This window comes from Trichococcus paludicola (assembly GCF_003052295.1).
GTDB lineage: Bacteria > Bacillota > Bacilli > Lactobacillales > Aerococcaceae > Trichococcus > Trichococcus paludicola.
In genome coordinates this window covers 261970-283456 of the sequence record NZ_QBLC01000004.1, presented here as the reverse complement: position 1 = coordinate 283456, position 21487 = coordinate 261970, and the positions used below count along the sequence as shown (strand labels likewise).

Genomic DNA, 21487 nt, shown 5'->3' with positions numbered 1-21487 from the left:
AATCAGTTAACGCCTTGCACCGTGTAACCGGAAGAGGCCGGAAAGGACAGTTAAATATGAAAAAAATTGAAGCGGGCAGTCTCTATCTGGAACAGCATCGGAATCTTTTCCAGTGTCCTATCTGCAAAGGGAATTTTGAGACAGTGGATGGGCATAGTGTCGTCTGTGCGAATGGCCATCGTTTTGATGTATCAAAAAAGGGTACCCTGCATCTGTTGATGAAAGGTGGCCAGAACGAATACGGCAAAGAGATGCTGTCGAGCCGGAAAAATTTGGCGGATACCGGTTTCTTTTACCCCTTATTGGATGCCGTTTATGCTCATATTGATAATCCTGAGTCGGCGACAGTTTTGGATGTCGGCTGCGGAGAAGGTTCCCATCTGCACTATTTGACCGAAAAAGGCTTAACGGGAACAAAAATCGGCTTTGATATATCGAAGGATGCGATCCATTTGGCAGCCAGCAACTTTTTCTCGGATGCGTTCTGGTGCGTGGCCGACTTGGCGCATTCACCTTTTGGAGAAAGTGCCTTTGATGTCATCTTGAACATTTTTTCACCATCCCAGTATCAGGAATTCAATCGTGTTCTGAAGCCGGGTGGGAAGGTCGTCAAAGTGGTGCCGAATGCGCAGTATTTGATCGAGTTGCGGGAGCAGTTGTATGCCCTGGATACTACAAAGAGAGAGTACGATAATCAACAAGTGGTGGACCGGTTTTATGACATCTATCCGAATGCTGTCAGCGAAGAAGTCAGCTATACCGTGGCTCTTGATGCAAAAAGCTATGGATGGCTGATGGAGATGACGCCATTATCCTGGGGTGCTTCCGAAGAATCTCTAGCAAACGCGGTGGCAAATCCGTTGAAGTCTGTCACTGTGGCAGTCACACTTTTGGTCGCAAGTAAACCAGTCTGATTTTTGCATAACTGGAATATAGCCCAAGTTTCCGGAAAATGTTGACACAGCGGTGTGATATGCTATAATACGTATATCATTTTGTAGCCATTATTATCGTTTTGTTTCACAAAATGACCTTGACCAACGTATCGCATTCGCCGTGCCAGACACCGAAACGATACGTTTTTTTGTGCGTATTTTCGCAATCTTTTTCGGAGCTCGACGAAGGCGCCGAATGGTACAAAAAAATACTGACTGTCAGGAGCAAGAAAAATGAATTTTGCCGCCTTGAAGGCTGAAATAATAGAAGAAAGCAAAAAGCTGGGTATCGATAAACTGGGTTTCACCACTGCCGAACCTTTTGAATATATGTTGGAAAGTTTGAAAGAGCAGCATGCGAAGGGCCATACTGTCGGCTTTGAACACCCGGTCCTGGATGAACGGATTTACCCGGATCGGATATTCGATAAGCCGCAAGCGATCCTTTCTCTCGCCCTGGCATACCCGAGCAAAATGACCGAAAAGTCGGAGCGCGTGCGCGGCGAACGTCGCGGCAATTTCTCGCGCGCTTCCTGGGGGACCGATTACCACGTCATTCTCCGCGACAGGATGGACCGCTTGATTGCCTTCATCCAGGAAAAAATTCCGGGTGCCCGCTTCAAGCCGATGGTGGACACCGGCGAGCTGATCGATACCGTGGTGGCGCAGCGGGCCGGGTTGGGCTTCATCGGCCGCAACGGCCTGTTGATCACGCGCGAGTTCGGGTCCTACGTCTACTTGGGGGAAATCATCACGGATATACCTTTTCCCGCGGATGAGCCGGGTGTCTTCGGCTGTGGGGAGTGCATGCGCTGTAAGGATTTCTGTCCGACCGGAGCAATCCTCGGCAACGGCCAATTGAACCCGAACGTCTGCCTTTCCTATCAAACACAGACAAAAGGGTATATGCCGGAAGAGTACCGCAAAAAGATCGGACACGTCATTTACGGATGTGATATCTGCCAGCAAGTTTGCCCGTATAACCGAGGGATGGATCATCACGTGCATCCTGAGATGGAGCCGGAACCGGAAAGCGTCACCCCTGTGCTGCAACCGATGCTGACGATATCGAACCGCGAATTCAAGGAGCAATTCGGACATCTGGCAGGCTCGTGGCGCGGCAAGAAACCGCTGCAGCGCAACGCGGTCATCGCTTTGGCGAATTACCGCGATCGAACGGCGATTCCGGAGCTGCTGCGGATGATCGAGCAGGACCCCCGGCCGGTGCTGCGCGGGACGGCTGCTTGGGCCGTCGCCGAAATTGTGCGCGAAGCCAATCCTGAATTGTTGGCTTTTTTCTCCGAACGGCTTATAATCGAAACGGACGAAGAAACCAAAGCCGAAATGGAGAAGGCTTATCTGAAAATACTTGAAATCAAGGAAACAGATTAATCTAACAGAATGAAGGAGTTTCACTTATGACCAACCATATCGTACTATTTGAACCGCAGATCCCTGCGAATACAGGCAACATCGCGCGCACTTGCGCTGCAACCAATACAACTTTGCATCTGATCGAACCGTTGGGCTTTTCGACCGACGACAAGCAACTGAAGCGTGCCGGACTCGACTACTGGCATGACGTGAATATCATCCATCATGCGGATCTGGCGGCATTCCTCGACTATCTGGGCGACCGCCAGCTCTATCTGATCACAAAGTTCGCCGACCGCATCTACAGCGAGGCCGACTTCACGAAGGATGAGGATGTCTTCTTCATTTTCGGGAAAGAGACGACAGGGCTGCCTGAAACTTTCATGCAGGAAAACGCTGGAAAATGTCTGCGCATTCCGATGAATGATGAGCATGTCCGTTCCCTTAACCTTTCGAACACTGCTTGCATGATCGTCTACGAAGCATTGCGTCAGCAAGGTTTCCCCAATTTGGAATTGACCCACACCTATGAGAACGACAAGTTGAAGGGTTGAACGAACCCGTTCTGCTTTTCTGATTGAATTGCATATCGTTCGGCCGAAGCAAAAAAGCTTCGGCCGTTCTTTTTTTATTTCCGTCGAATAGGTATAATGGATGTAACGGAAAATTGAAAAGGGGATGGAATGATGGAAAAAGCTGCATTATTGGCCTTACAGAATGGATCGGATGTTCGCGGGATTGCGATTTCGACGGAAAAACATGAAGCGACGCTGACGGCGGATAAAGTGACGCGCATCGGATATGGTTTCGTGGAGTGGCTGCAAAATGGGAAAAACATCAGCTTAAGCGGTGAAAAGAAAGTCAAAATTGCGATCGGACAGGACAGCCGTTTATCCGGAGGGGACATCAAAGCGGCACTCATGGCTGGCATGGCGCCTTATGCCATCGAACTCATCGATGTCGGCCTTTGCACTACGCCGGCGATGTTCATGTCGACGCAGTACGAAGGTTATGCGACGGATGCAGCAATCATGATCACCGCAAGCCATCTTCCTTTTGAATACAACGGACTGAAATTCTTCACCAAGACTGGTGGAGCGGAGCATGAGGATATCGAAGAAATTCTGGAATACGCCTACGAAATGCCGGAATCATTCGCGGAGAAAGAACAAGCTGCAGTAGTGACGGAGATGGACCTGCTTTCGACTTATGCAGCTGATCTCCAGGAAAAGATCCGCAAAGGGATTGCTTCAACGGAAAACCTTGAAAAGCCTTTGACCGGACGCCACATCATCGTGGATGCCGGCAACGGAGCGGGCGGATTCTTTGTGGAACAGGTGCTGCAGCCTTTGGGAGCCAACACTTCCGGCAGCCAATTCTTGGATCCGGACGGCACTTTCCCGAATCACGTCCCAAATCCGGACAACAAGGCAGCAATGAAGAGCATCCAGGATGCGGTCATCGCGAACAAGGCCGATCTTGGAATCATCTTCGACACGGATGTGGACCGTTCCGCGATCGTCGACAGCGACGGAAAAGCGTTCAACCGCAACAATCTGATTGCATTGATTTCGGCGGTGCTATTGACTGAAGACCCAGGCGCGACCATCGTCACGAATTCGGCGACTTCCGCCCACTTGGAGACGTTCCTCACGGGACTTGGCGGGGTGCAGGACCGTTATCTGACCGGTTACCGGAATGTCATCAACCGCGGCATCGAATTGAATGAGGCAGGTATCAATGCGGTCTTGGCTATCGAAACGAGCGGACATGCGGCGCTGAAGGAAAACTATTTTCTGGATGATGGTGCCTACCTGATCGCAAAACTGCTGATTGCGGATGCGCAGCTGTCAACGGAAGGCAAGCGTTTGGGGGATCTGATCGCCACGTTGGGACAACCGACGGAAACGATGGAATACCGCTTTACGATCATCGAAGAACCCATTTTTGAAGTGGGCAATGCCATCATCAAGGATTTTGCGGCTTTCATCGCTGCGACCGAGGACATGGCATTGGTTGCGGATCACCTTGAGGGCGTGCGCGTAAACCTGAGCGGACAGTATGGGGAAGGCTGGTTCATCTTGCGTTTGAGCCTACATGAGCCGTTGTTGGTATGGACCATCGAAAGTGATGCAGTCGGCAAACTGCCGGTGATCGCGAAGACTGTGCTGCCTTTTTTCAAAGGGCGTCCGGAGTTGGATACGGGGCATCTTCATTAAGAAATCTCATCAAAAAAAGACTTTGCGGCAGGCGTTTATAGGCCTATCGCAAAGTCTTTTTCGTATAACTAGGAAAGTATAGAATATTTTGAATTCAAAAGTGCGTCACCGCAGGTGTTTCACAAATTTGCAAAATGTTTTGTGCAATCAAACCTGATGGCCAGCTTCACAGGTAAGCCCTTCGGAAAGGATAGAGGAACCCCGTGTCTCTGTGAGCCAAGGATACTGTGCGACTAACCTGCTGACGCAGGAAGTCTCTCAGCATATTGCGCTCTACGATGCTCAGTTCCTTTACAAGGGCTGAACGAACCCGTTCCGCTTTTCTGTTTTTTTATTCGGTTACTTCGGGTTCTTCTTTTTCTTCGGAATCGGCAGATTCGATATGATTTTTCAGCTTCCTTGTCGTGAAGATATCGATGACGAGGATCGAGTTTTTCTCTTTTTGGATGGCCTTGAAGCGGTAGCCGTGGTATGCGACTTCTTCGCCTTCCTTGACGTCATACTTCTGGTCCAGCAGCCAGCCGCCCATCGTATCCACATTTTCGTTGTCGATGTCCAAGCCGAACAGATCGTTGACATCGTCAATCAACATGCGGGCACTGATGCGGTAATGGTTTTCGCCAAGCATGATGAATTCAGGTTGATCTTTCGTCTCGAAATCATCGCTGATATCGCCGACGATTTCTTCCACGATGTCTTCCATCGAAACGAGGCCGCTTGTGCCGCCGTATTCATCAATCAAAATGGCGACTTGGTTGTGTTCCTTCTGCATTTTGACCAAAAGTTCCTTGATCGGAATCGTTTCGATGACCGTGATGACCGGACGAACGAAATCGGTGACGGTGAATTTGCTTTCGTCCTTGTTTTGGACAGCTTCGACAAATGCAGCGAAGACTTCTTTCGTGTTGATGACGCCTACAATCGAGTCTTTATCTTCGCGCATGACGGGATAGCGGGTATATTTTTCTTGCTGGACGACATTTGCGATATCGCTAAGCGACATGTTGAAGTCCACCGCTACTATTTCCGTCCGCGGAACCATAATTTCGCGCGCCATCCGCTCATCGAAGTTGAAGACATTTTCCACGAATTGGTATTCTTCGCGGTTGATTTCGCCGCTCTTCAAACTTTGGCTCATGATCAGGCGGAGTTCTTCTTCGGATACATTGTCGTCAGATTCGCCAATCGTTTTCATCCCGATCGCTTTTGAAATGCCATTGGCGGTTTTGTTCAGCACAAAAATCAAGGGAAACATCACACGGTACCAAATATTCAAAGGTCTTGCGATGCGCAGCCCCATTTTCTCTGTGCGGCTCAAGGCTACATTTTTTGGAACGAGTTCACCGATGATGACTTGGATGGAAGTCAAAACAGCGAAGGAAACTACAAAGGACAGGATAGTCGCGATTGCATCAGGGATCGGCAGGTTGCCGAAAAGCGTATCGAACAGGCGTTTAAAGGTAGGATCCCCTAACCAACCAAGAGCAAGGGAAGTTATCGTAACCCCCAGTTGCGTCGCTGAAAGATAGCTGTCCAGTTTCACGGTCATATTTTTCAATAATTTTGCTTGCGGGTTTCCTTCTTCAACAAGGAAATCCAGCCGGGAAGGACGTATCCTAACGAGCACATATTCGGACATAACGAAAAATGAAGCGATGAAGAGGATGAGGAAAAATAATAGTAAGCCTGTTGTGATTGACATAATTGATTGCCTGCATCCGTTAAGGACAGCAGACTTCACCTCCTGTGAAATAATGATCCTGAATAGGAAATTTCTTCACGAGATCTCTGGTTTCACGCTGAAACAAATGAAAGCGACCAAAAGAATCCCTGAAAATACGCGTTTTCGAAAATTCTTTTGGTCTACAGATGATTGTCATCTGATGCGTTCTGTCCCACTGGTGCCACCTACCTTAATAATTATTTAAGCAAAATTCGGTTATTTCAAAACGATACTTATGCTAAAATTATAAATCAAAATAGAGAAATTGCAACACGAGCGCACTTCTGCGACTTAAGTCGGGTTTCTTATTTGAGCGATTCCTGTTACTATGATACGGAATCCTGTTATCGCAATGTGCTTTCATGTGAAAAGCTTATGATGTGTCTCCACTGCCACGCGCACCGCAAAGGCATTCAGCAAGCCGGGGGGATGTAGAAAATGAAGAAGGATGAAAAAATGCAAAATAAATCATTTAAGGAAATATTTAAAGCCGGGTGGGTCCGTTTCAATGAGAAACGCAAAAACCTTTGGCGCAAATATCGGATCAACAAATTTATCTTATTGTTCTTGTTGATCGGGACATTGATCAGCAGCACCTACCTTGTTTTCTTGGCAAAGACAGCCAATGTCGAAAACCTGAAGGCCGGATTGGAACAGACAACGGTCATCTATGATCGCTACGGCAATGAAGCCGGAGAACTCTATTCGCAAAAAGGAACGTTCGTGACAATCGACCAGATTTCGACGAACATTCAGACTGCGGTCGTGTCGACTGAAGACAAGCGTTTCTATACGCATACTGGAGTTGATCCGATCGGAATCGGCCGTGCCGCTGTCGGCTTCGTGCTGAATGGTGGGAATATCGTCGGTGGGGGTTCGACGCTTACCCAACAGCTGGCCAAAAATGCCTACCTGACGTTGGATCAGACTCTGATCCGGAAAGCCAAAGAACTGTTTCTGGCTTTCGAAATCGAAAGCAAATATACGAAGGACGAAATTCTTGAGATGTACCTGAACAACGCCTACTTCGGTTCCGGGGTGTGGGGTGTCGAGGATGCTTCACAGAAATACTTTGGAATATCAGCAAGCGAAGTCAGTTTAGCGCAAGCGGCTGTTCTGGCCGGAATCCTGAAGTCACCAAGCTATTACAACCCGATTGATGATTATGATGCGAGCATTGCCAGAAGGAACACGGTGCTGCAGCTTTTGGCAGATAATGCATTTGTCGATCAAGCCACCGCTGATGCGGCAATGGCTGAAGATATCAATGTGGTGGGTACCTATTATGCAAACAGTAGTTACAACTATCCCTACTATTTCGACGCGGTCATTGACGAGGCCGTCAATACTTATGGCCTGGATGAAGAGGACCTGCTGAACCGGGGCTACAAAATTTACACCGGCTTGGATCAGGATTATCAGAATCAGATGGATACCGCCTATGCGAATGCCTATCTGGCGACTGCGGAAGACGAAATTCCTTTACAAAGTGCTTCTGTAGCCTTGGAGCCGGCAACCGGGGATGTGCTTGCAGTCATCGGATCAACAGTATATCAAGGTTTCAGGAGCTATAACCGCGCAACCCAGATGCCTATGGCGCCGGGATCGACAATCAAACCATTGTCCGTCTATACGCCGGCTCTTGAGGCTGGCTATGAAGTGGATGCGGAAGTGATGGATGATGATTCCTTGACTTACGGCGATGACGATTATTCTGTTTGGAACTATGACCAGAACAGTCTGTATGACACTTTGCCGATGTACCAAGCGCTTGCTGAGAGTAAGAACACGTCTGCGGTATGGCTGTTGGATAAACTGGGCATCCAAAAAGGAATTTCCAAGTTGGAGGATTTCGGTATCCCCATCGGTGAAGCCGATGAAAATCTGGGTGCAATCGCGCTCGGGGGTATGAGCACCGGCGTCTCGCCAGTGCAGTTGGCCAGTGCCTATACGACATTCGTGAATGAAGGAGTGCGCACGGAAGCGCGCTTCATCACGAAGATTGTTGATGCGACCGGCGCTGTAATCGTGGATAATACGAATCCGGAAACGAACCGTGTCACGACCGCCGCAGTCGCGGAGGAAATGACGAGCATGCTGATGGGCGTCTACGCTGAGGGTGGTACCGGTGCATCGGCACAACCATCGAACGGCATGGTGATCGCTGGCAAAACCGGAACGACGGAGCTTGATCGGGAAACAGGTTACATCAAGTCGCAATGGATGGTGGGATATACCCCGGATTTAGTCGTCGCCACTTGGTTGGGGTATGACGAAACCAATGAAACCCACAATCTTAATAATGCCGGAAAGACGATGGCGAATTTGTACAGTGCCGAGATGGGCGCGTTGTTGTCGATCAGTCCGCAGACAGAATTTGCGGTCGCTGCTGCTGAAGAAACCTATGACAATGACATCGTTGGTGGATTCAAGACCGGTCTGGATGAGTTCATGAACGAAATGGGTTCGTTCGGTCAAAGCATCGGCGAGGGTTCGCAAAAACTGTTCGACTGGGCCAACGATGCTTTCGGTCAATAAGAAATGATTTAAGGAAAGGCAAGCTATGATGGCTTGTCTTTTTTTAGTGCTCGATTTCTACCCGGGATTCCTCACGCTCTAATAAGAACGTATTTTCGTGTTTTTTGATGGCTTTATTGTTCGGATAATGTTATAGTTTATGTAATATGCGAATGGAAGGAATGGGATAATGAGTAATATTTATGATACGGCTTATGAGTTGGAAAAAAATCTGCGTGAGGCTTCTGTTTTTACTGAGTTGTCTTCAGCTTACGCTGCAATGAGAGAAGATAAAGTGGCTTTTGAATTGTTTGAGGAGTTCCGTAATGTGCAAATCGGGTTGCAACAAAAACAAATGACAGGTGAAGCGATCACTGATGATGATGTGGCTTCTGCTCAAGCAATCGCTGAGAGAGCATCCGGCAACGAAGTTATCCAATCTTTGATGGCTAAAGAACAACAGTTGAGCCAATTGATGGAAGAAGTCAATGCCATCATCACAAAACCGTTGCAAGAATTATACGCGCCTGCACAAGATTAAACCTTAATTTTTGAAGATAAGCTGTGACCATTTCCGAAAGAATGGCCGGATGATAGATAAGGACAGGATTCAACGCATTGCCTATCAATGCCTTCCAACGTTCTTCATCCGATATTTGGAGGAAATGGCGCAGCTTTTTTTATTTTGTATATATTTTCCAAAAGGATTTTATCTTCTTTATCAGATTTAGCATAAAATGCGGAAAGAAGGACAGCTTGTGATTACATTTATCCATACAGCGGATCTCCATCTGGATAGCCCTTTTAAGGGGATAAAACAGCTGGAACCGCAACTTTTTGATGCCATTTACCAGTCCACTTTTGATTCCTTTCGGGAATTGGTGACGCAAGCCGTCGCGGCCCAAGTGGATTTTTTTCTGATCAGCGGGGATATCTACGATGAAGAGAATCAGAGCGTGAAGGCACAAGCCTTTCTGAGGGATGAACTGGGTCGGCTGGATCGGGCTGGTATCCCGGTTTATTTGTCGCATGGGAATCACGATTTTCTCGGAAGGGAAGCACTCAAACTACAGCTTCCCGAAAACGTTACAGTCTTCGAAAAAGAAGTGACGACTGAAATGTTGACCACGAAAGCAGGGGAACGGGTGGCCATCACCGGCTTCAGTTATCCTTCCAGATGGGTCGAAGAACGGATGATCGTCGATTATCCGACCCGGAATCACAGCGTGGATTACCATATTGGGATGCTGCATGGTTATCTGGAAGGGTTGAACTCTTCCGAAGGCGTCTATGCGCCGTTTTCTTTGGGTGAATTGAACGCAAAGAACTATGATTATTGGGCTTTGGGACATATCCACAAAAGACAGCAGCTGCAGACAGCTCCGCCTGTCGTCTATTGCGGCAATACGCAAGGACGCAATCCGAACGAGACCGAAGCGAAAGGCGCGTATTTGGTGACGCTCCGGAAAGGCATGGCTCCTGCATTGGTTTTTCTCCCGACAGCACCGATTGTTTGGGAAAAAGAAACATTGTCGTTGCTTGGGTGCAAAAACCTCAATGATGTTTTTTCGCGCGTCGAGGAAAGAATGGAACAGCATCGCTCTAAGAGAGAATCGAGTGTGTTGTTGTCGTTGCTGTTCACGGATATACACGAGCTTCATCCAGAGGTCATCAAAAAGATTGAGGATGAAGAGATACTGGAGGGTGTCAAACAACGGTTGGAACAGCCTTTCATCTACCTTTATCAATTGAAAATTGCGGTGGATACGGAAAAGGAACTGTTTTCTTTTGATCAGGTAATGAAGGAAAGTTTTTCGAAAAGTTGGACGGAAATCAGTGGCGATGACGTATTCTATCAACAGCTGGATAACTTTTTCCAACATCCGCTTATCCGGACGACATTCCCTGACTTAAAAAAAGATCGAAGCTTCAAAGAGGAAGTGCTGGCCGCAGCAAAGACCAGATTGGTGCAGGCGGTCGCGTTTGAGGAGGAAGACAGTGAAGATACGGAAGATTGAAATATACGGCTACGGAAAATGGGTGAACCGAACTTTTGATGATGTGCAGGATCTGCAGGTTTTCCACGGCAAAAATGAAGCCGGCAAAAGCACGCTGTCCTCCTTCATCAACAGTATCCTTTTTGGGTTTCCGAGTGCCCGCAAGAAAGATCAGAATCTGTACGTTCCGAAACAAGCACAAGCATACGGCGGCCGCTTGTTTCTGGAGGACACGCGGTTCGGAGATGTCATCGTTGAACGGGTGAAAGACCGCAATAAGGGACAAGCGCTCGTCACGCTACCGGATGGTGTCCAGCAGACGACCAAAAATCTCGGGCGATTCCTGCTGGGGATGGACAGGGAGACTTTCGAGTCCTTGTATACCTTCAAAATAGACAGCTTGCTTTCCTTGAAAAAAACCCAAAAAGAGGATCTCAATCATTATCTTTTGAGCATCGGCACCAGCGGAAGCGAACGCTTGCTTCAATTAGCCAAAGAATACCGTGACGAAGCCGCGAAACGCTTCAAACCGACTGGCAGTGTCCCACCATTGAACAAGAAGATACAGGCTGCTGAAAAACTGCAAAGGAAGCTTCAGCAAGCAAAAGCAAAAAATGCGACCTATGAAACCTCGCTGCTCGATTTATCGGACAGCCAAAAACAGCAGGCCGAATTATTATCCCGTCAACAGGAACTGGAGCAGGAACAAACCGCCATCGCAGAAAGTTTACGTTTGGCGGACAGTTATCAGGAGTGGAAACGACTGAATAGGGAAATCACGGCAGTCGACTACAGTGAAGTGCCGGAAGATGCCCGTTATCAGTGGCAGAACCAACAGGAAAAAATGGCCGGTTCGATCCAGGCACAAACGCAACTTCAGGAGCGATTGTCTCAGTTGCATAAACAGTTGGGCGAATATGACAATGTGGAATGGTACAAAGCACATCAACCGGAGTTTGCAGCTTTGCAGCATAGTGCCGCCAAAACGCACGCGGATCTGAATAAAATCACTTATCTGGAAAATGAGGTCAGAAACAACAAGGCTGATTTGGCCAAACAAAAAATGGCCTTTGGGTTGAATCTAGCCCTTTCTGCACCGGAACCGCTGAAGGAAGAAGAACGCTCTCAGCTTCAGCAGTTTGCGCAAGACATCCGACAGATCGAAGAACAGCTGTTGCGATTGGACCACAACATCGGTTTCCATGAAGAACAGCTGGAAACGCTCCAGAAAGAAGCGACGCGTCTCCAACACGAGAAGGTTGCAGATGATGCGTATGCGGCGCTGCAAAGCGATGTCCAACAGCCAAGCCAAAGAACACCTGCGCCCGCTCCAGCGAAAAGAAATCCGATTGGTGTGACGTTATTGACGATTGCAGCTGCATTTGTGGTCCTGTCTTTTGTTCTGGCGGACTTCAGGGTAATTGCTTGGATGTTGGCCGCTTTGCTTGCTGTAGGTGGTGCGCTCCTGATAGTAAGAAAGCCTCAGACATCAAAGAGCGAAGATGCATTTTCAGAAGGCTCTCCTGAAAATGCGATGGAGCAATTTCTGAAGCAGACTGCTGTCCGGGAAAGAATCCAGGCCGTAACGAGAGACCTCGAAGAGTTACAGGATAAGTTTTTTGAGCTTTTAAACAGCCGGGAAGAAACAGAAGAGCGCGGAAAGATGCTCCAAACCGAATTGACCACTTTCCTGCAGAAGAAAGGCTATCCTGCGCGCATGACGGCAAAGGAACTCTTACAGCTGGACCCTGGTGCCGTGTTGGCTGAGCGAGCCGCCCTGATCATCAAACAGGAAGACGAAATGCGCGAGCTTAATCTTGCTGTGGATAATTGGAATGAGCAGACTACGTTCATCCGCAGCCGCCTCCATTTTGAACATCTGACAGTCACCGAAATGGTCGCACGCTTCTCCGCGATACAGAATGCCGTCATTTTGGAAGAAAATATGGCTTCAAATGTTCAGGATAAAATCAATGAACTGAAGCAAGAATTGGAACAAATCCAACGCGATCTTGCCGAGTCCCATCAACAGAGACAGCGGCTATTGGATCAGGCAAATGCAAAAACGGAAGCGGAATTCTACCAGTTGTTGGCTCTGAAGGAAAAGCAGGAGCAAAACCTCAAGCGCAAAGAATTTCTGGATGAGCAGGTCAATGGGCGCGAGCAACTCTTGGATCGATACGGCGATGCCAAGAAGAGCACAGTCCTTTACGAAAAAAATGAACTGGAAATACAGCGGTTGAAGGCCGAGCTGTCAACACTGCAAAGAACGGAAGTGGAACTGAAGCATCAGCTGGAACAATTGGAAGAAGGCGGGACTTATAGCGCCTTGCTGCAGGAGTTCGCCTTGGCCGAGACCGAGCTGAGGGACCTTGCCGTCGAGTGGGCTGGCTTGGTTACAGCCGGAGAATGGATCGAAGGGGCATTAAGGTACGGGAAAGAGGATCGCTTGCCACTGATGCTTGATGATACGATAGCCTTCTTCAGTCGTTTGACAGAAGGTGCATACACCGGAATTGCGTTTCAAAAGAACGGCATGAAGGTGCAGCGTAAGGACGGAACAACCTTCTTACCAAATGAATTGTCTCAGGGAACGGTGGAACAACTGTACATTGCATTACGGCTTGCGTTTGTGAAGAACACTGCCGATATCGTCAGTATGCCAATCTTGATCGATGATGGTTTTGTGAACTTCGATGATGATAGGAAAAATATCATGTTCACATTGCTTGAAGAGCTGAGTGAAGATGTGCAGGTGCTCTTTTTCACGTTTGATGACGCTTGCGTTCAACGATTTTCACAGAAACAAGTATACATGTTAAAATAGGAGTGAAAGGGGCTGGTAGGCGTGGCCAAAAAAATATATGAACACGAAATAGATGATAATTTTGAAATTTATGTGCTGATCAAAAGTGCGGATATCCGTCTGGCAAAAAATGGCAAGAAATTCATCGCCTTTACTTTTCAGGACCGCAGCGGTCAGATCGACGGGAAGTATTGGGATGCAAAAGAGGAGGATATCCAGCAATTCCAGGCTGGCCAAGTCGTTGCGGTAACAGGCAAAAGGGAAATGTATCAGAATAATCCCCAACTGCGCATCACAAAACTAAGGCTCGCCCGCGAAGGTGAACCAAGCCGACCGGAACTCTATATGGAGCGTGCGCCCTTGAAATCTGAAGAAATGGTTGAGGAAGTCAGCCAAATCTTGTTTGAGATCACGAGCGCACCAATCAATCGGATTGTCCGCCATATACTCAAAAAATATCAACGGGAATTTTTCGAGTATCCTGCTGCAAAGCGTCACCATCATGCTATCGTAGGCGGACTGGGTTTCCATACGGTATCGATCTTGCGGATGGCGAAAACGGTCATCCAACATTATCCTACAGTCAATAAGTCGTTGCTCTACGGAGGAGTGATTCTCCACGACATCGGAAAAACGATTGAGTTGAGCGGCAGCATGTCGACAGAGTACACCTTGAAAGGGAATCTGATCGGCCACATCGTCCTGATTGACGAAGAAATCACCAAAGCTTGTCTGTCCCTGAACATCGACGAGGACAGCGAAGAAGTCATCTTGTTGAAACACATTGTTCTGGCGCATCACGGCAAACAAGAATTCGGTTCACCGGTGACGCCGCATCTTTTGGAAGCCGAAATCATCCATCACCTTGATAATTTGGATGCTTCCATCAATATGATCGACACTGCTTTATTGCGCACGACACCGGGAACGTTCAGCGAGCGTATTTTCGGGTTGGAGAACCGCAGCTTCTATAAGCCCGTTTTTACCCAACCTACTGAAGAAGGGCAATAACAAAAAACACGCAGGCTACCAGCAATCAAAAGCTGGTAGCCTGCGTGTTTTACATTGTAGAGATTAGTTTGCTGATTCAGCAGTTGCAGATTCGGATGTAGCTGATTCCGCTTCTGAACTAGCTGCTTCTGAAGTTGTTGCTTCAGATGTTGCGTCTGATGAGCTTGTTTCTTTAGCAGGCAAGAATTGATCGATTGCTGCTGCCAAATCTTCGTCCTTGATTTCAACATTTGCTGCTTGGACGATTGTGGACATGACGGAAGTCAAGTAATCGTTGTCGGCAAGTTTTTCGTCCATCATCACTGTTTCGATGTTTTCACGTTCTTCTTCCAACGTTCCTTTTTCTGTCTTCTCGATCATTTTGATGATGTGGTAGCCGTATTCGGTAGCGACTGGTGTTTGTGTCACTTCTCCGACTTCAAGCGCATAAGCAGCTTCTTCGAAGGCCGCGACCATTTCGCCTGCTCCGAACAATCCTGTTTCTCCGCCGTTTTCAGCAGTTGCTGTGTCGGTAGAGTTGGCCTTAGCCAATTCAGCGAAATCAGCACCGCCATTGATTTGGTTGATCAGATCTACAGCAGTTGCTTCATCTGCAACCAAGATATGCTGTACGTTGATTTGCGGTTGGTATGCTTCATAATAGGCCTCGACTTCTTCATCCGTGAATGTCGTTTCAGCTCTTACGGCTGCTTCAATCAGTTTGTTCAAATACAATACATCTTGGTATTCTTGTTTATTTGCGAATCCTGATTGTGACAAGATGTAGTTGAATGTTTCTTCTCCTCCGTATTGTTCGATGGTCGTCAATAGTTCAGCTTCTGTTTCAGCTTCTAATTTATTGTCTCCGATTTTATCGTTCAATACGTCTATCAAAATCAGACGTTGCAAGACGGTTTCGCCGATTGATGCTTTCATTGCGTCGTATAATTCATCTTTTGTGATATCGCCTGCTGGAGTCGTTGCGACAGTTTCGCCGGTCGAGCAGCCTGCTAATGTGATGGCCGTCAGGAAAGCAACGGACGTCAATGCTAATTTCTTTTTCATGAATGTGGCACTTCCAATCTATTTCTATTTATCTATCTCATGAATAACCATCTATAAATATATCATAAACGCCTTGATTATGGAAAATATTCCTTAAAAACGCTAGCAAACTTCTCAGAAACTTCATATCTGCCGCCCAATCCGGAATCAGACGAAAAAAGCAACATAGAACAAAAAGAGGAGCTCGCTGTCCGTGAGTATGGGACAATGTGCTCCTTTTTTGGATTGTTTTTTTAACTCGGACGGATTGAGGTTCTGGTCAGGAATTCCTGGTCATCGGGATGCCCGGAGTATCTTGCGCCGGTGTTGAGGGTCGCGATCTTGTCCATATCCACTGTGGAGAGGCTGAAATCGAAGATATCGCGGTTTTCTCGGATACGGCTCGGTGTGACAGACTTCGGAATGACGACAATGCCGCGTTCGATATGCCACCGCAAAACAATCTGGGCAGCTGTCTTGCCGTACTTCTCTGCCAGCTCCAGGAGCACCGGTTGCGTCAATAGGTCATTTTTGCCTTGCCCAAGCGGACCCCAAGCTTCATGGATGATTGCGTGTTGCGCCATGAAAGCCCGCAGTTCATCCTGCGGAAAGGCAGGGTGCGTTTCGATCTGATTGATCATTGGGATGATTTCCGTGTGCGCCATCAGATCCTCGAGGTGATGGATCTGGAAATTGGAGACACCAATGGCTTTGATTTTGCCTGCCGTGTACAATTCTTCCATCGCTTTCCAAGTCTCGATGTAGTTAGCGGAAGCCCAATGAATCAGGTAAAGATCAAGATAATCCGTGCCCAATCGGTCCAGACTGGCTTGGAAAGCCGCTTTGGTTTCCTCGTAGCCGTGGTCATAATTCCAAACTTTTGAGGTCAAGAAAAGCACTTCCCTTGGGATGCTGCTTGCTTTCAAAGCCCGGCCTAAAGTAGCCTCATTTTCGTAAATCATCGCGGTGTCGAAATGACGGTAACCCACCTCCAAAGCAACGCGGATCGCTTCCATCAATTCCTTTTCGTCCTTCATCTTGAAGACGCCCAGGCCCAGCTGCGGGATGGTTACGCCGTTGCTGAATGTGATATTATTGATTTCGTTTTCCAAATCGAACACTCCCATCTGAAATATATATGCGTGCGCATGCTTTTAGGGTAACATAGCCGAATTCAGCAAGCAAATCATCTGCACCCAGTCGCGGTGGATTGCTCAAAATGCCAATTTTTGGTATCATAAGCTGATAAAAAGAAAGGAATGGGGGATCATTGTGAAGTGTGAAATGAGTTCTGCGTTTTGCCAATGGCTGGAGATCAATAATTTTCATCTGAAAGTCGAGAGTGCCTTGGAAAAAAGTTTGCAGACGAACCATAACCTTTCTCTGAAAGAGTTCTATGTCCTATATTTCTTATCACAGGAGCCGGATCAAAAACTGAAGCTCCAGGATCTGGAGGAAAAGGTCGGCTTGAGCCAAAGCGCAGTATCGAGATTGGTCAGCAAGTTCGAGGCGAAGGGGTGCGGAGCGTTGGAACGGAATGTCTGCGAGCAGGATCGGCGCATCATCTATACGTCATTAACGAAAACTGGTGTGGCAAAACTGGATGCAGCGGCTGCAACAGTGGAACAGGTGCTCAGGGAGTCTTTCGCAGAAATGCCGATACAGAAATTTATTAAGCAGGCTGACAACAAGAACGAGTAGCGGGTTCTTGAGTGTACTCAAAAGGTTTTATACGCAGAAAAATACGACGCTCCAAATGACCGGTTGTCCGGTTTGCATTTGGAGCGTCGTATTTTTATTTCCGTTATGAAGTTGGCGCATCTGTAGGCGCATCTGTAGGTGCAGGCATTTGTGATTCCATGCTCGCAGCGACTTTTTCCATATCTTCAGTCAACACGGCGAGCTTATCGTTGATGCGGTTGATTCTGGGTTGAGCTTGCTGAGTGAATTTTTCAACAGATTTTGTCATGTCCTCAGTGACTGCTGTGACGGAAGCCAAACCTTCGTTGGTCAATGATTGGATGGCGTTGCGCAAACCTTGGAGGCTTTCGTTGAGGTCCTCGACCGCAAGCGTATTGTCCTCAAGGTAAGCTTTCGCTTTCTCGCGATTATCTTTTCCGCTGCGGGGTGTATTCAGCAATCCCAACAGACCCCCGACTACCGAACCGAATAATAATCCTTCCATAAATGAACGCATATTTATTCCTCCAGACTCTCTTTGATGGATGCAACTACTTTTGCCAATTCTTCCTGCGAATACTTTCCTTCGTGCGTCTTCCATTTCAAACCGAAGCCATCCGAATCCGAATCTTCGTAACGTGGCAAGAAGTGGATATGCGAATGGAAAACAGACTGATAGGCTATGGAACGGTTATTGTTCAGGATATTCAGTCCCAAAATGTCATCGCTGGAACGTTCGATTGCGCGCGCGATTTTAGGGATGCGCGAAAAGACTTCTTTCGCCAATTCTTCATCATATTCAAAAATATCAGCGACATGCTTCTTGGGTACCAGCAGCGTATGTCCCTTTGTCACTTGTGATAAATCCAGGAACGCAATGACAACATCATCTTCATAAACAATGCTGCTCGGGATTTCGTGGTTCGCGATTTTGCAAAAAATACAATCTGTCATGTATACCTGACCTCTTTCTGTCCATAATCTACTTTTCTCTATATCCTAACTTTATCATATTTGCGTTTTATTTGATATCCTGGGGTCGAATTGACGCTTCAGTCAGCAAGATATTTGGGATGGGGCAAGGCTGTGCTATAATATAAGGCACAAACGCATGCGAAAGGGACGGTTAAATGTCACTATTATTGGAGAATGTCACAGGCGGCTATACGCAATTGCCTGTCATAAAAAATATAAATTTTGAGGTCAAATCCGGTGAATTGACTGGATTGATCGGGTTGAACGGAGCAGGCAAGAGCACGACCATCAAACACATTATCGGTCTGATGATGCCTTTCAGCGGAAAGATTGCGATCGATGACCGGACGTTGCGCGAGGACACGGAGCGTTATCGCCAGTCCTTCGCCTTTATTCCCGAGACGCCGGTGCTCTATGAAGAGCTCACTTTAAGGGAACATTTGGAAATCACGGCGATGGCCTACGGAATCACGGAAGCAGTCGCGATGGAAAAGGCCATGCGCTACATTCGGGATTTCCGGCTGGAGGACAAGCTGGACTGGTTTCCGGCTTATTTTTCAAAAGGCATGAAACAAAAAGTGATGATCGTCTGTGCATTCATGTTGGATGTGCCGGTATATGTTATCGATGAACCATTCCTGGGTCTGGATCCGCTTGGCATCCATTCGTTCCTGGAGATGGTCAGGGAGAAAAAAGCGCAAGGTGCAGCTATTTTGATGTCCACACATGTGCTGGCTTCTGCCGAAAAAGAATGTGACAATTTCGTCCTGCTTCACCACGGTGAGGTCAAAGTGACGGGCACGATGGCAGATCTGCAGCGGGAAATGGGTATGCCGGGAGCGAGTCTCGATGAGCTTTACATCAGTTTGACGAAAGAAGTGGCGCAACCATGAATCTGGACAGTATCTGGAAAAGAAGACAGCAACTGCACTTGAAAAAATTCAGTCGCTACAGCAAATATATCTTCAATGATCATTTTGTCCTCGTGCTCCTCTTTCTGCTGGGAGCTTTGGCTTACCAATATTCCGAATTCGTGAAAACCGTGTCGCCGGACTTCCTATGGGGAAAGCTTCTGATAGTGGCTATTTTTTCCGGTAGCATCTTTATCGGGAAGCTGGCGACCTTTTTGGAGCCGGCCGATCAAGTGTTCCTTTTGGCTAAGGAAAAGGAATGGGGAAGCTATTTCGGCAAAGCTAAGAAATACAGCCTGATTCTTCCGGTGATTCTGTTGTTCTTTTTGGCAGCCGCGGCGATGCCGATGCTTTTTGCCGGGAGAACAATCGGGGCAAGTGATTTGCTGCCGATCTATGCAACCTTGATTCTGTTGAAAATTATCCATTTGGATCTGCTGGAACTCGGCCTGAAGATAGGAGACAGGAAAGTTCGCCAGAAAAATAATCTCTACTTGGCTTGCGCGGCGATTTTATCTTTCAGCGTCGCGATATTTTTTCATCCATGGGTTGCACCGATACTTGTAATTCTGTATACTATGTTTCTGCGTAAAAAAGTACAAGTGGCGTATGAGGCGCGCTATCCTCTCTATCAATGGGAGCAGATGATCGCCTCGGAGGAACAACGAAAGGCTCGCATAAATAGAGTCATCAATCTGTTTACGGATGTTCCGCAAGTGAAGAGCAAAGCAAAAAGAAGGAAATATTTCGACGGCTTGCTGCGTCGGATTGAAGGCAAAGGCAATTCCTATCAGTATTTGTACGCGCGGGCATTTTTACGCGGAACGGATTACAGCGGTTTGTTTTTCCGCTTGTCGGCCATCGGGATGTTGTTGCTTTTGTTCACGCCGTCAGCCGGCTTTTCATTAGGCCTCAGTCTGCTGTTCCTTTATTTGACGGGATTCCAGCTGTTGCCGCTGTATTTTCATTTCAATGAAAATATGCTTTACCGGCTCTATCCGACGCAGCATGCAGATAAATTTGCCGGCTTCAAGCGTTTGTTGGGTTACCTTTTGGGAGTGGAAGGATTCCTTTTTGCGGTAATCATCTTTATCAACAACAGTTGGCAAACGGGATTGGCTGCAGTGGCCTTAAACGCCGGCTTCGTCTGGACGTTCAGCCGATTTTACATGGGTGGTCGTACGGAAAAAAGAGAAGCGGCAAATTACTGATGCACGGGTTAAAATCGGTTCAGTTCCGAACCCCCATGGAATATTCTTGACTGAATATGTAAAGAAATCTAAAATGATAATGTAAGCGAGTGATGGTCGTGGCGCTCTCAGCGCAGAACAATCAGCATCGCCTAATGAACATGTAGCGTATGAACAGAAGAGCAGAATAAGATAGCTGGGGCTTTCGTCCCGGCTCCTTCTTTTCATAGGCATAGAAAAACTAGAGATTAGAGTAAGGAATGAGCTCGATGGATTATAAAATGGACTCAGGGTGGCGGCTACATCCCATCGGAGGAGACACAGGACAAGCTTATATGGGCACTAGAGCCGAGGAAAGAGTTTTTTTGAAAAGAAACTCTTCACCTTTCTTAGCTGCGCTTTCCGTTGAGGGGATCACACCGCGATTGATTTGGACCAAACGGGTCGGCAATGGGGATATCCTGACAGCTCAAGAATGGCTCAACGGCAGGGAATTGAATCCGAATGAGATGAAAGGGGAGACCGTGCGTGACATCCTGCATCGCATCCATCATTCCGAAAATCTCCTGAAGATGCTTCAGAAGGTAAAAGGGGAAATCTTCAATCCAATCAATTTCTACAACTTGTATGTTGCGGATCTGCCGGATGATCTGAAATCCAATTCGGTCCTGCAACAGGCGACTGAATATGTGAAAAACAGCATCGCCAGCATTGATGACTCGCAAAAGACGGTCTGCCACGGAGACGTGAATCGGAAAAATTTCCTGTTGGATGAGGAAGACCGCTTGTACCTGGTGGATTGGGAAATGGTCAAAATTGCCGATCCGTTCTCGGACATCAGTACCTTGTTGGTACAATATGTTCCCTATGAAGAATGGGGAGTATGGTTGGAGCAGTACGGCTTGCAGATGAATGACAATATGGAACGCCGATTGGAGTGGTACAGCATGATGGTGTGCCTCTGCATGATCAAAAAGAGTCATTCGCAGGAACGCAATGTGGAAATGAATCAACTGATTCTGTTGCTGAAACAGCTGTATCAGAATCGCCTAAACAGTTACTTATGAAATCCTCTTCGTGTTTACACGAACGGAAAGGATTTCTTTTTTCGAAAAAAAACAGATAA

General features: G+C 47.4%; 18 protein-coding genes. 13 read left to right on the top strand and 5 right to left on the bottom strand.

The window, feature by feature from the left end; all coding sequences use genetic code 11:
* Window positions 1-56: 56 nt before the first annotated feature.
* From C7R56_RS07960 to C7R56_RS07945, 4 genes are all read left to right on the top strand, one after another.
* Window positions 57-914: a methyltransferase domain-containing protein gene (locus C7R56_RS07960; RefSeq protein WP_107996005.1), complete on the top strand. Its 858-nt coding sequence runs from the start codon at window positions 57-59 to the stop codon at window positions 912-914.
* A 255-nt stretch (window positions 915-1169) separates the two neighbouring features.
* Window positions 1170-2327 (top strand): tRNA epoxyqueuosine(34) reductase QueG, encoded by a 1158-nt coding sequence (gene queG, locus C7R56_RS07955; RefSeq protein ID WP_107996004.1) that lies wholly within the window; start codon window positions 1170-1172, stop codon window positions 2325-2327.
* Between the two features lie 26 nt (window positions 2328-2353).
* Complete coding sequence (trmL, locus tag C7R56_RS07950) at window positions 2354-2863, top strand: tRNA (uridine(34)/cytosine(34)/5-carboxymethylaminomethyluridine(34)-2'-O)-methyltransferase TrmL (RefSeq protein ID WP_107996003.1); 510 nt, start codon at window positions 2354-2356, stop codon at window positions 2861-2863.
* A 132-nt stretch (window positions 2864-2995) separates the two neighbouring features.
* A complete protein-coding gene (locus C7R56_RS07945; protein WP_407701485.1) occupies window positions 2996-4528 on the top strand; it encodes a phosphohexomutase domain-containing protein in 1533 nt (510 codons plus the stop codon).
* A 331-nt stretch (window positions 4529-4859) separates the two neighbouring features.
* On the opposite strand, the gene C7R56_RS07940 is transcribed toward C7R56_RS07945, so the two are convergent.
* A complete protein-coding gene (locus C7R56_RS07940) occupies window positions 4860-6230 on the bottom strand; it encodes a hemolysin family protein (protein WP_107996001.1) in 1371 nt (456 codons plus the stop codon).
* Between the two features lie 459 nt (window positions 6231-6689).
* On the opposite strand from C7R56_RS07940, the gene C7R56_RS07935 reads away from it, so the two are divergent.
* The 5 genes from C7R56_RS07935 to C7R56_RS07915 all read left to right on the top strand — a co-directional run bounded on the left by C7R56_RS07935 (window position 6690) and on the right by C7R56_RS07915 (window position 14582).
* Window positions 6690-8789 carry a PBP1A family penicillin-binding protein gene (locus tag C7R56_RS07935; protein WP_107996000.1) on the top strand — a complete coding sequence of 700 codons (2100 nt, stop codon included), beginning with the start codon at window positions 6690-6692 and terminating at the stop codon, window positions 8787-8789.
* 169 nt (window positions 8790-8958) lie between these two features.
* Window positions 8959-9309 (top strand): YlbF family regulator, encoded by a 351-nt coding sequence (locus C7R56_RS07930; RefSeq protein WP_107995999.1) that lies wholly within the window; start codon window positions 8959-8961, stop codon window positions 9307-9309.
* Between the two features lie 217 nt (window positions 9310-9526).
* Entirely contained in the window at window positions 9527-10786 is a 1260-nt protein-coding gene (locus C7R56_RS07925; protein ID WP_159072200.1) for a metallophosphoesterase family protein, read from the top strand.
* Window positions 10767-13592, top strand: coding sequence for an ATP-binding protein (locus C7R56_RS07920; protein WP_159072199.1), 2826 nt, complete (start codon window positions 10767-10769; stop codon window positions 13590-13592). Before C7R56_RS07925 ends, C7R56_RS07920 begins: the two co-directional genes overlap by 20 nt.
* 21 nt (window positions 13593-13613) lie before the next feature.
* Window positions 13614-14582 (top strand): 3'-5' exoribonuclease YhaM family protein, encoded by a 969-nt coding sequence (locus C7R56_RS07915; protein WP_107995996.1) that lies wholly within the window; start codon window positions 13614-13616, stop codon window positions 14580-14582.
* Window positions 14583-14645: 63 nt separating this feature from the next.
* On the opposite strand, the gene C7R56_RS07910 is transcribed toward C7R56_RS07915, so the two are convergent.
* Both C7R56_RS07910 and C7R56_RS07905 read right to left on the bottom strand, forming a co-directional pair.
* Window positions 14646-15626, bottom strand: a complete 981-nt coding sequence (locus tag C7R56_RS07910; RefSeq protein ID WP_107995995.1) for a peptidylprolyl isomerase — start codon at window positions 15624-15626, stop codon at window positions 14646-14648.
* Window positions 15627-15859: 233 nt separating this feature from the next.
* On the bottom strand, window positions 15860-16717 hold the full coding sequence (locus C7R56_RS07905; protein ID WP_234402607.1) for an aldo/keto reductase: 858 nt from the start codon (window positions 16715-16717) through the stop codon (window positions 15860-15862).
* A gap of 172 nt (window positions 16718-16889) precedes the next feature.
* On the opposite strand from C7R56_RS07905, the gene C7R56_RS07900 reads away from it, so the two are divergent.
* The gene (locus C7R56_RS07900; protein ID WP_107995993.1) at window positions 16890-17306 is read left to right on the top strand and encodes a MarR family winged helix-turn-helix transcriptional regulator; all 417 of its coding nucleotides are present in this window, start codon (window positions 16890-16892) and stop codon (window positions 17304-17306) included.
* A 103-nt stretch (window positions 17307-17409) separates the two neighbouring features.
* Here C7R56_RS07900 and C7R56_RS07895 read toward each other — a convergent pair whose 3' ends face one another.
* Together C7R56_RS07895 and C7R56_RS07890 are read right to left on the bottom strand one after the other, a co-directional pair.
* On the bottom strand, window positions 17410-17802 hold the full coding sequence (locus tag C7R56_RS07895; protein WP_159072198.1) for a YtxH domain-containing protein: 393 nt from the start codon (window positions 17800-17802) through the stop codon (window positions 17410-17412).
* A gap of 2 nt (window positions 17803-17804) precedes the next feature.
* On the bottom strand, window positions 17805-18239 hold the full coding sequence (locus C7R56_RS07890) for an HIT family protein (protein WP_086985493.1): 435 nt from the start codon (window positions 18237-18239) through the stop codon (window positions 17805-17807).
* Between the two features lie 176 nt (window positions 18240-18415).
* Here C7R56_RS07890 and C7R56_RS07885 point away from each other — a divergent pair, with 176 nt between their 5' ends.
* The 3 genes from C7R56_RS07885 (at window position 18416) to C7R56_RS07875 (ending at window position 21428) form a co-directional block, all read left to right on the top strand.
* Window positions 18416-19153: an ABC transporter ATP-binding protein gene (locus C7R56_RS07885; RefSeq protein WP_107995991.1), complete on the top strand. Its 738-nt coding sequence runs from the start codon at window positions 18416-18418 to the stop codon at window positions 19151-19153.
* Window positions 19150-20382, top strand: a complete 1233-nt coding sequence (locus tag C7R56_RS07880) for an ABC transporter permease (RefSeq protein ID WP_107995990.1) — start codon at window positions 19150-19152, stop codon at window positions 20380-20382. Before C7R56_RS07885 ends, C7R56_RS07880 begins: the two co-directional genes overlap by 4 nt.
* A gap of 248 nt (window positions 20383-20630) precedes the next feature.
* Window positions 20631-21428 carry a phosphotransferase family protein gene (locus tag C7R56_RS07875; RefSeq protein WP_107995989.1) on the top strand — a complete coding sequence of 266 codons (798 nt, stop codon included), beginning with the start codon at window positions 20631-20633 and terminating at the stop codon, window positions 21426-21428.
* Window positions 21429-21487 lie beyond the last annotated feature (59 nt).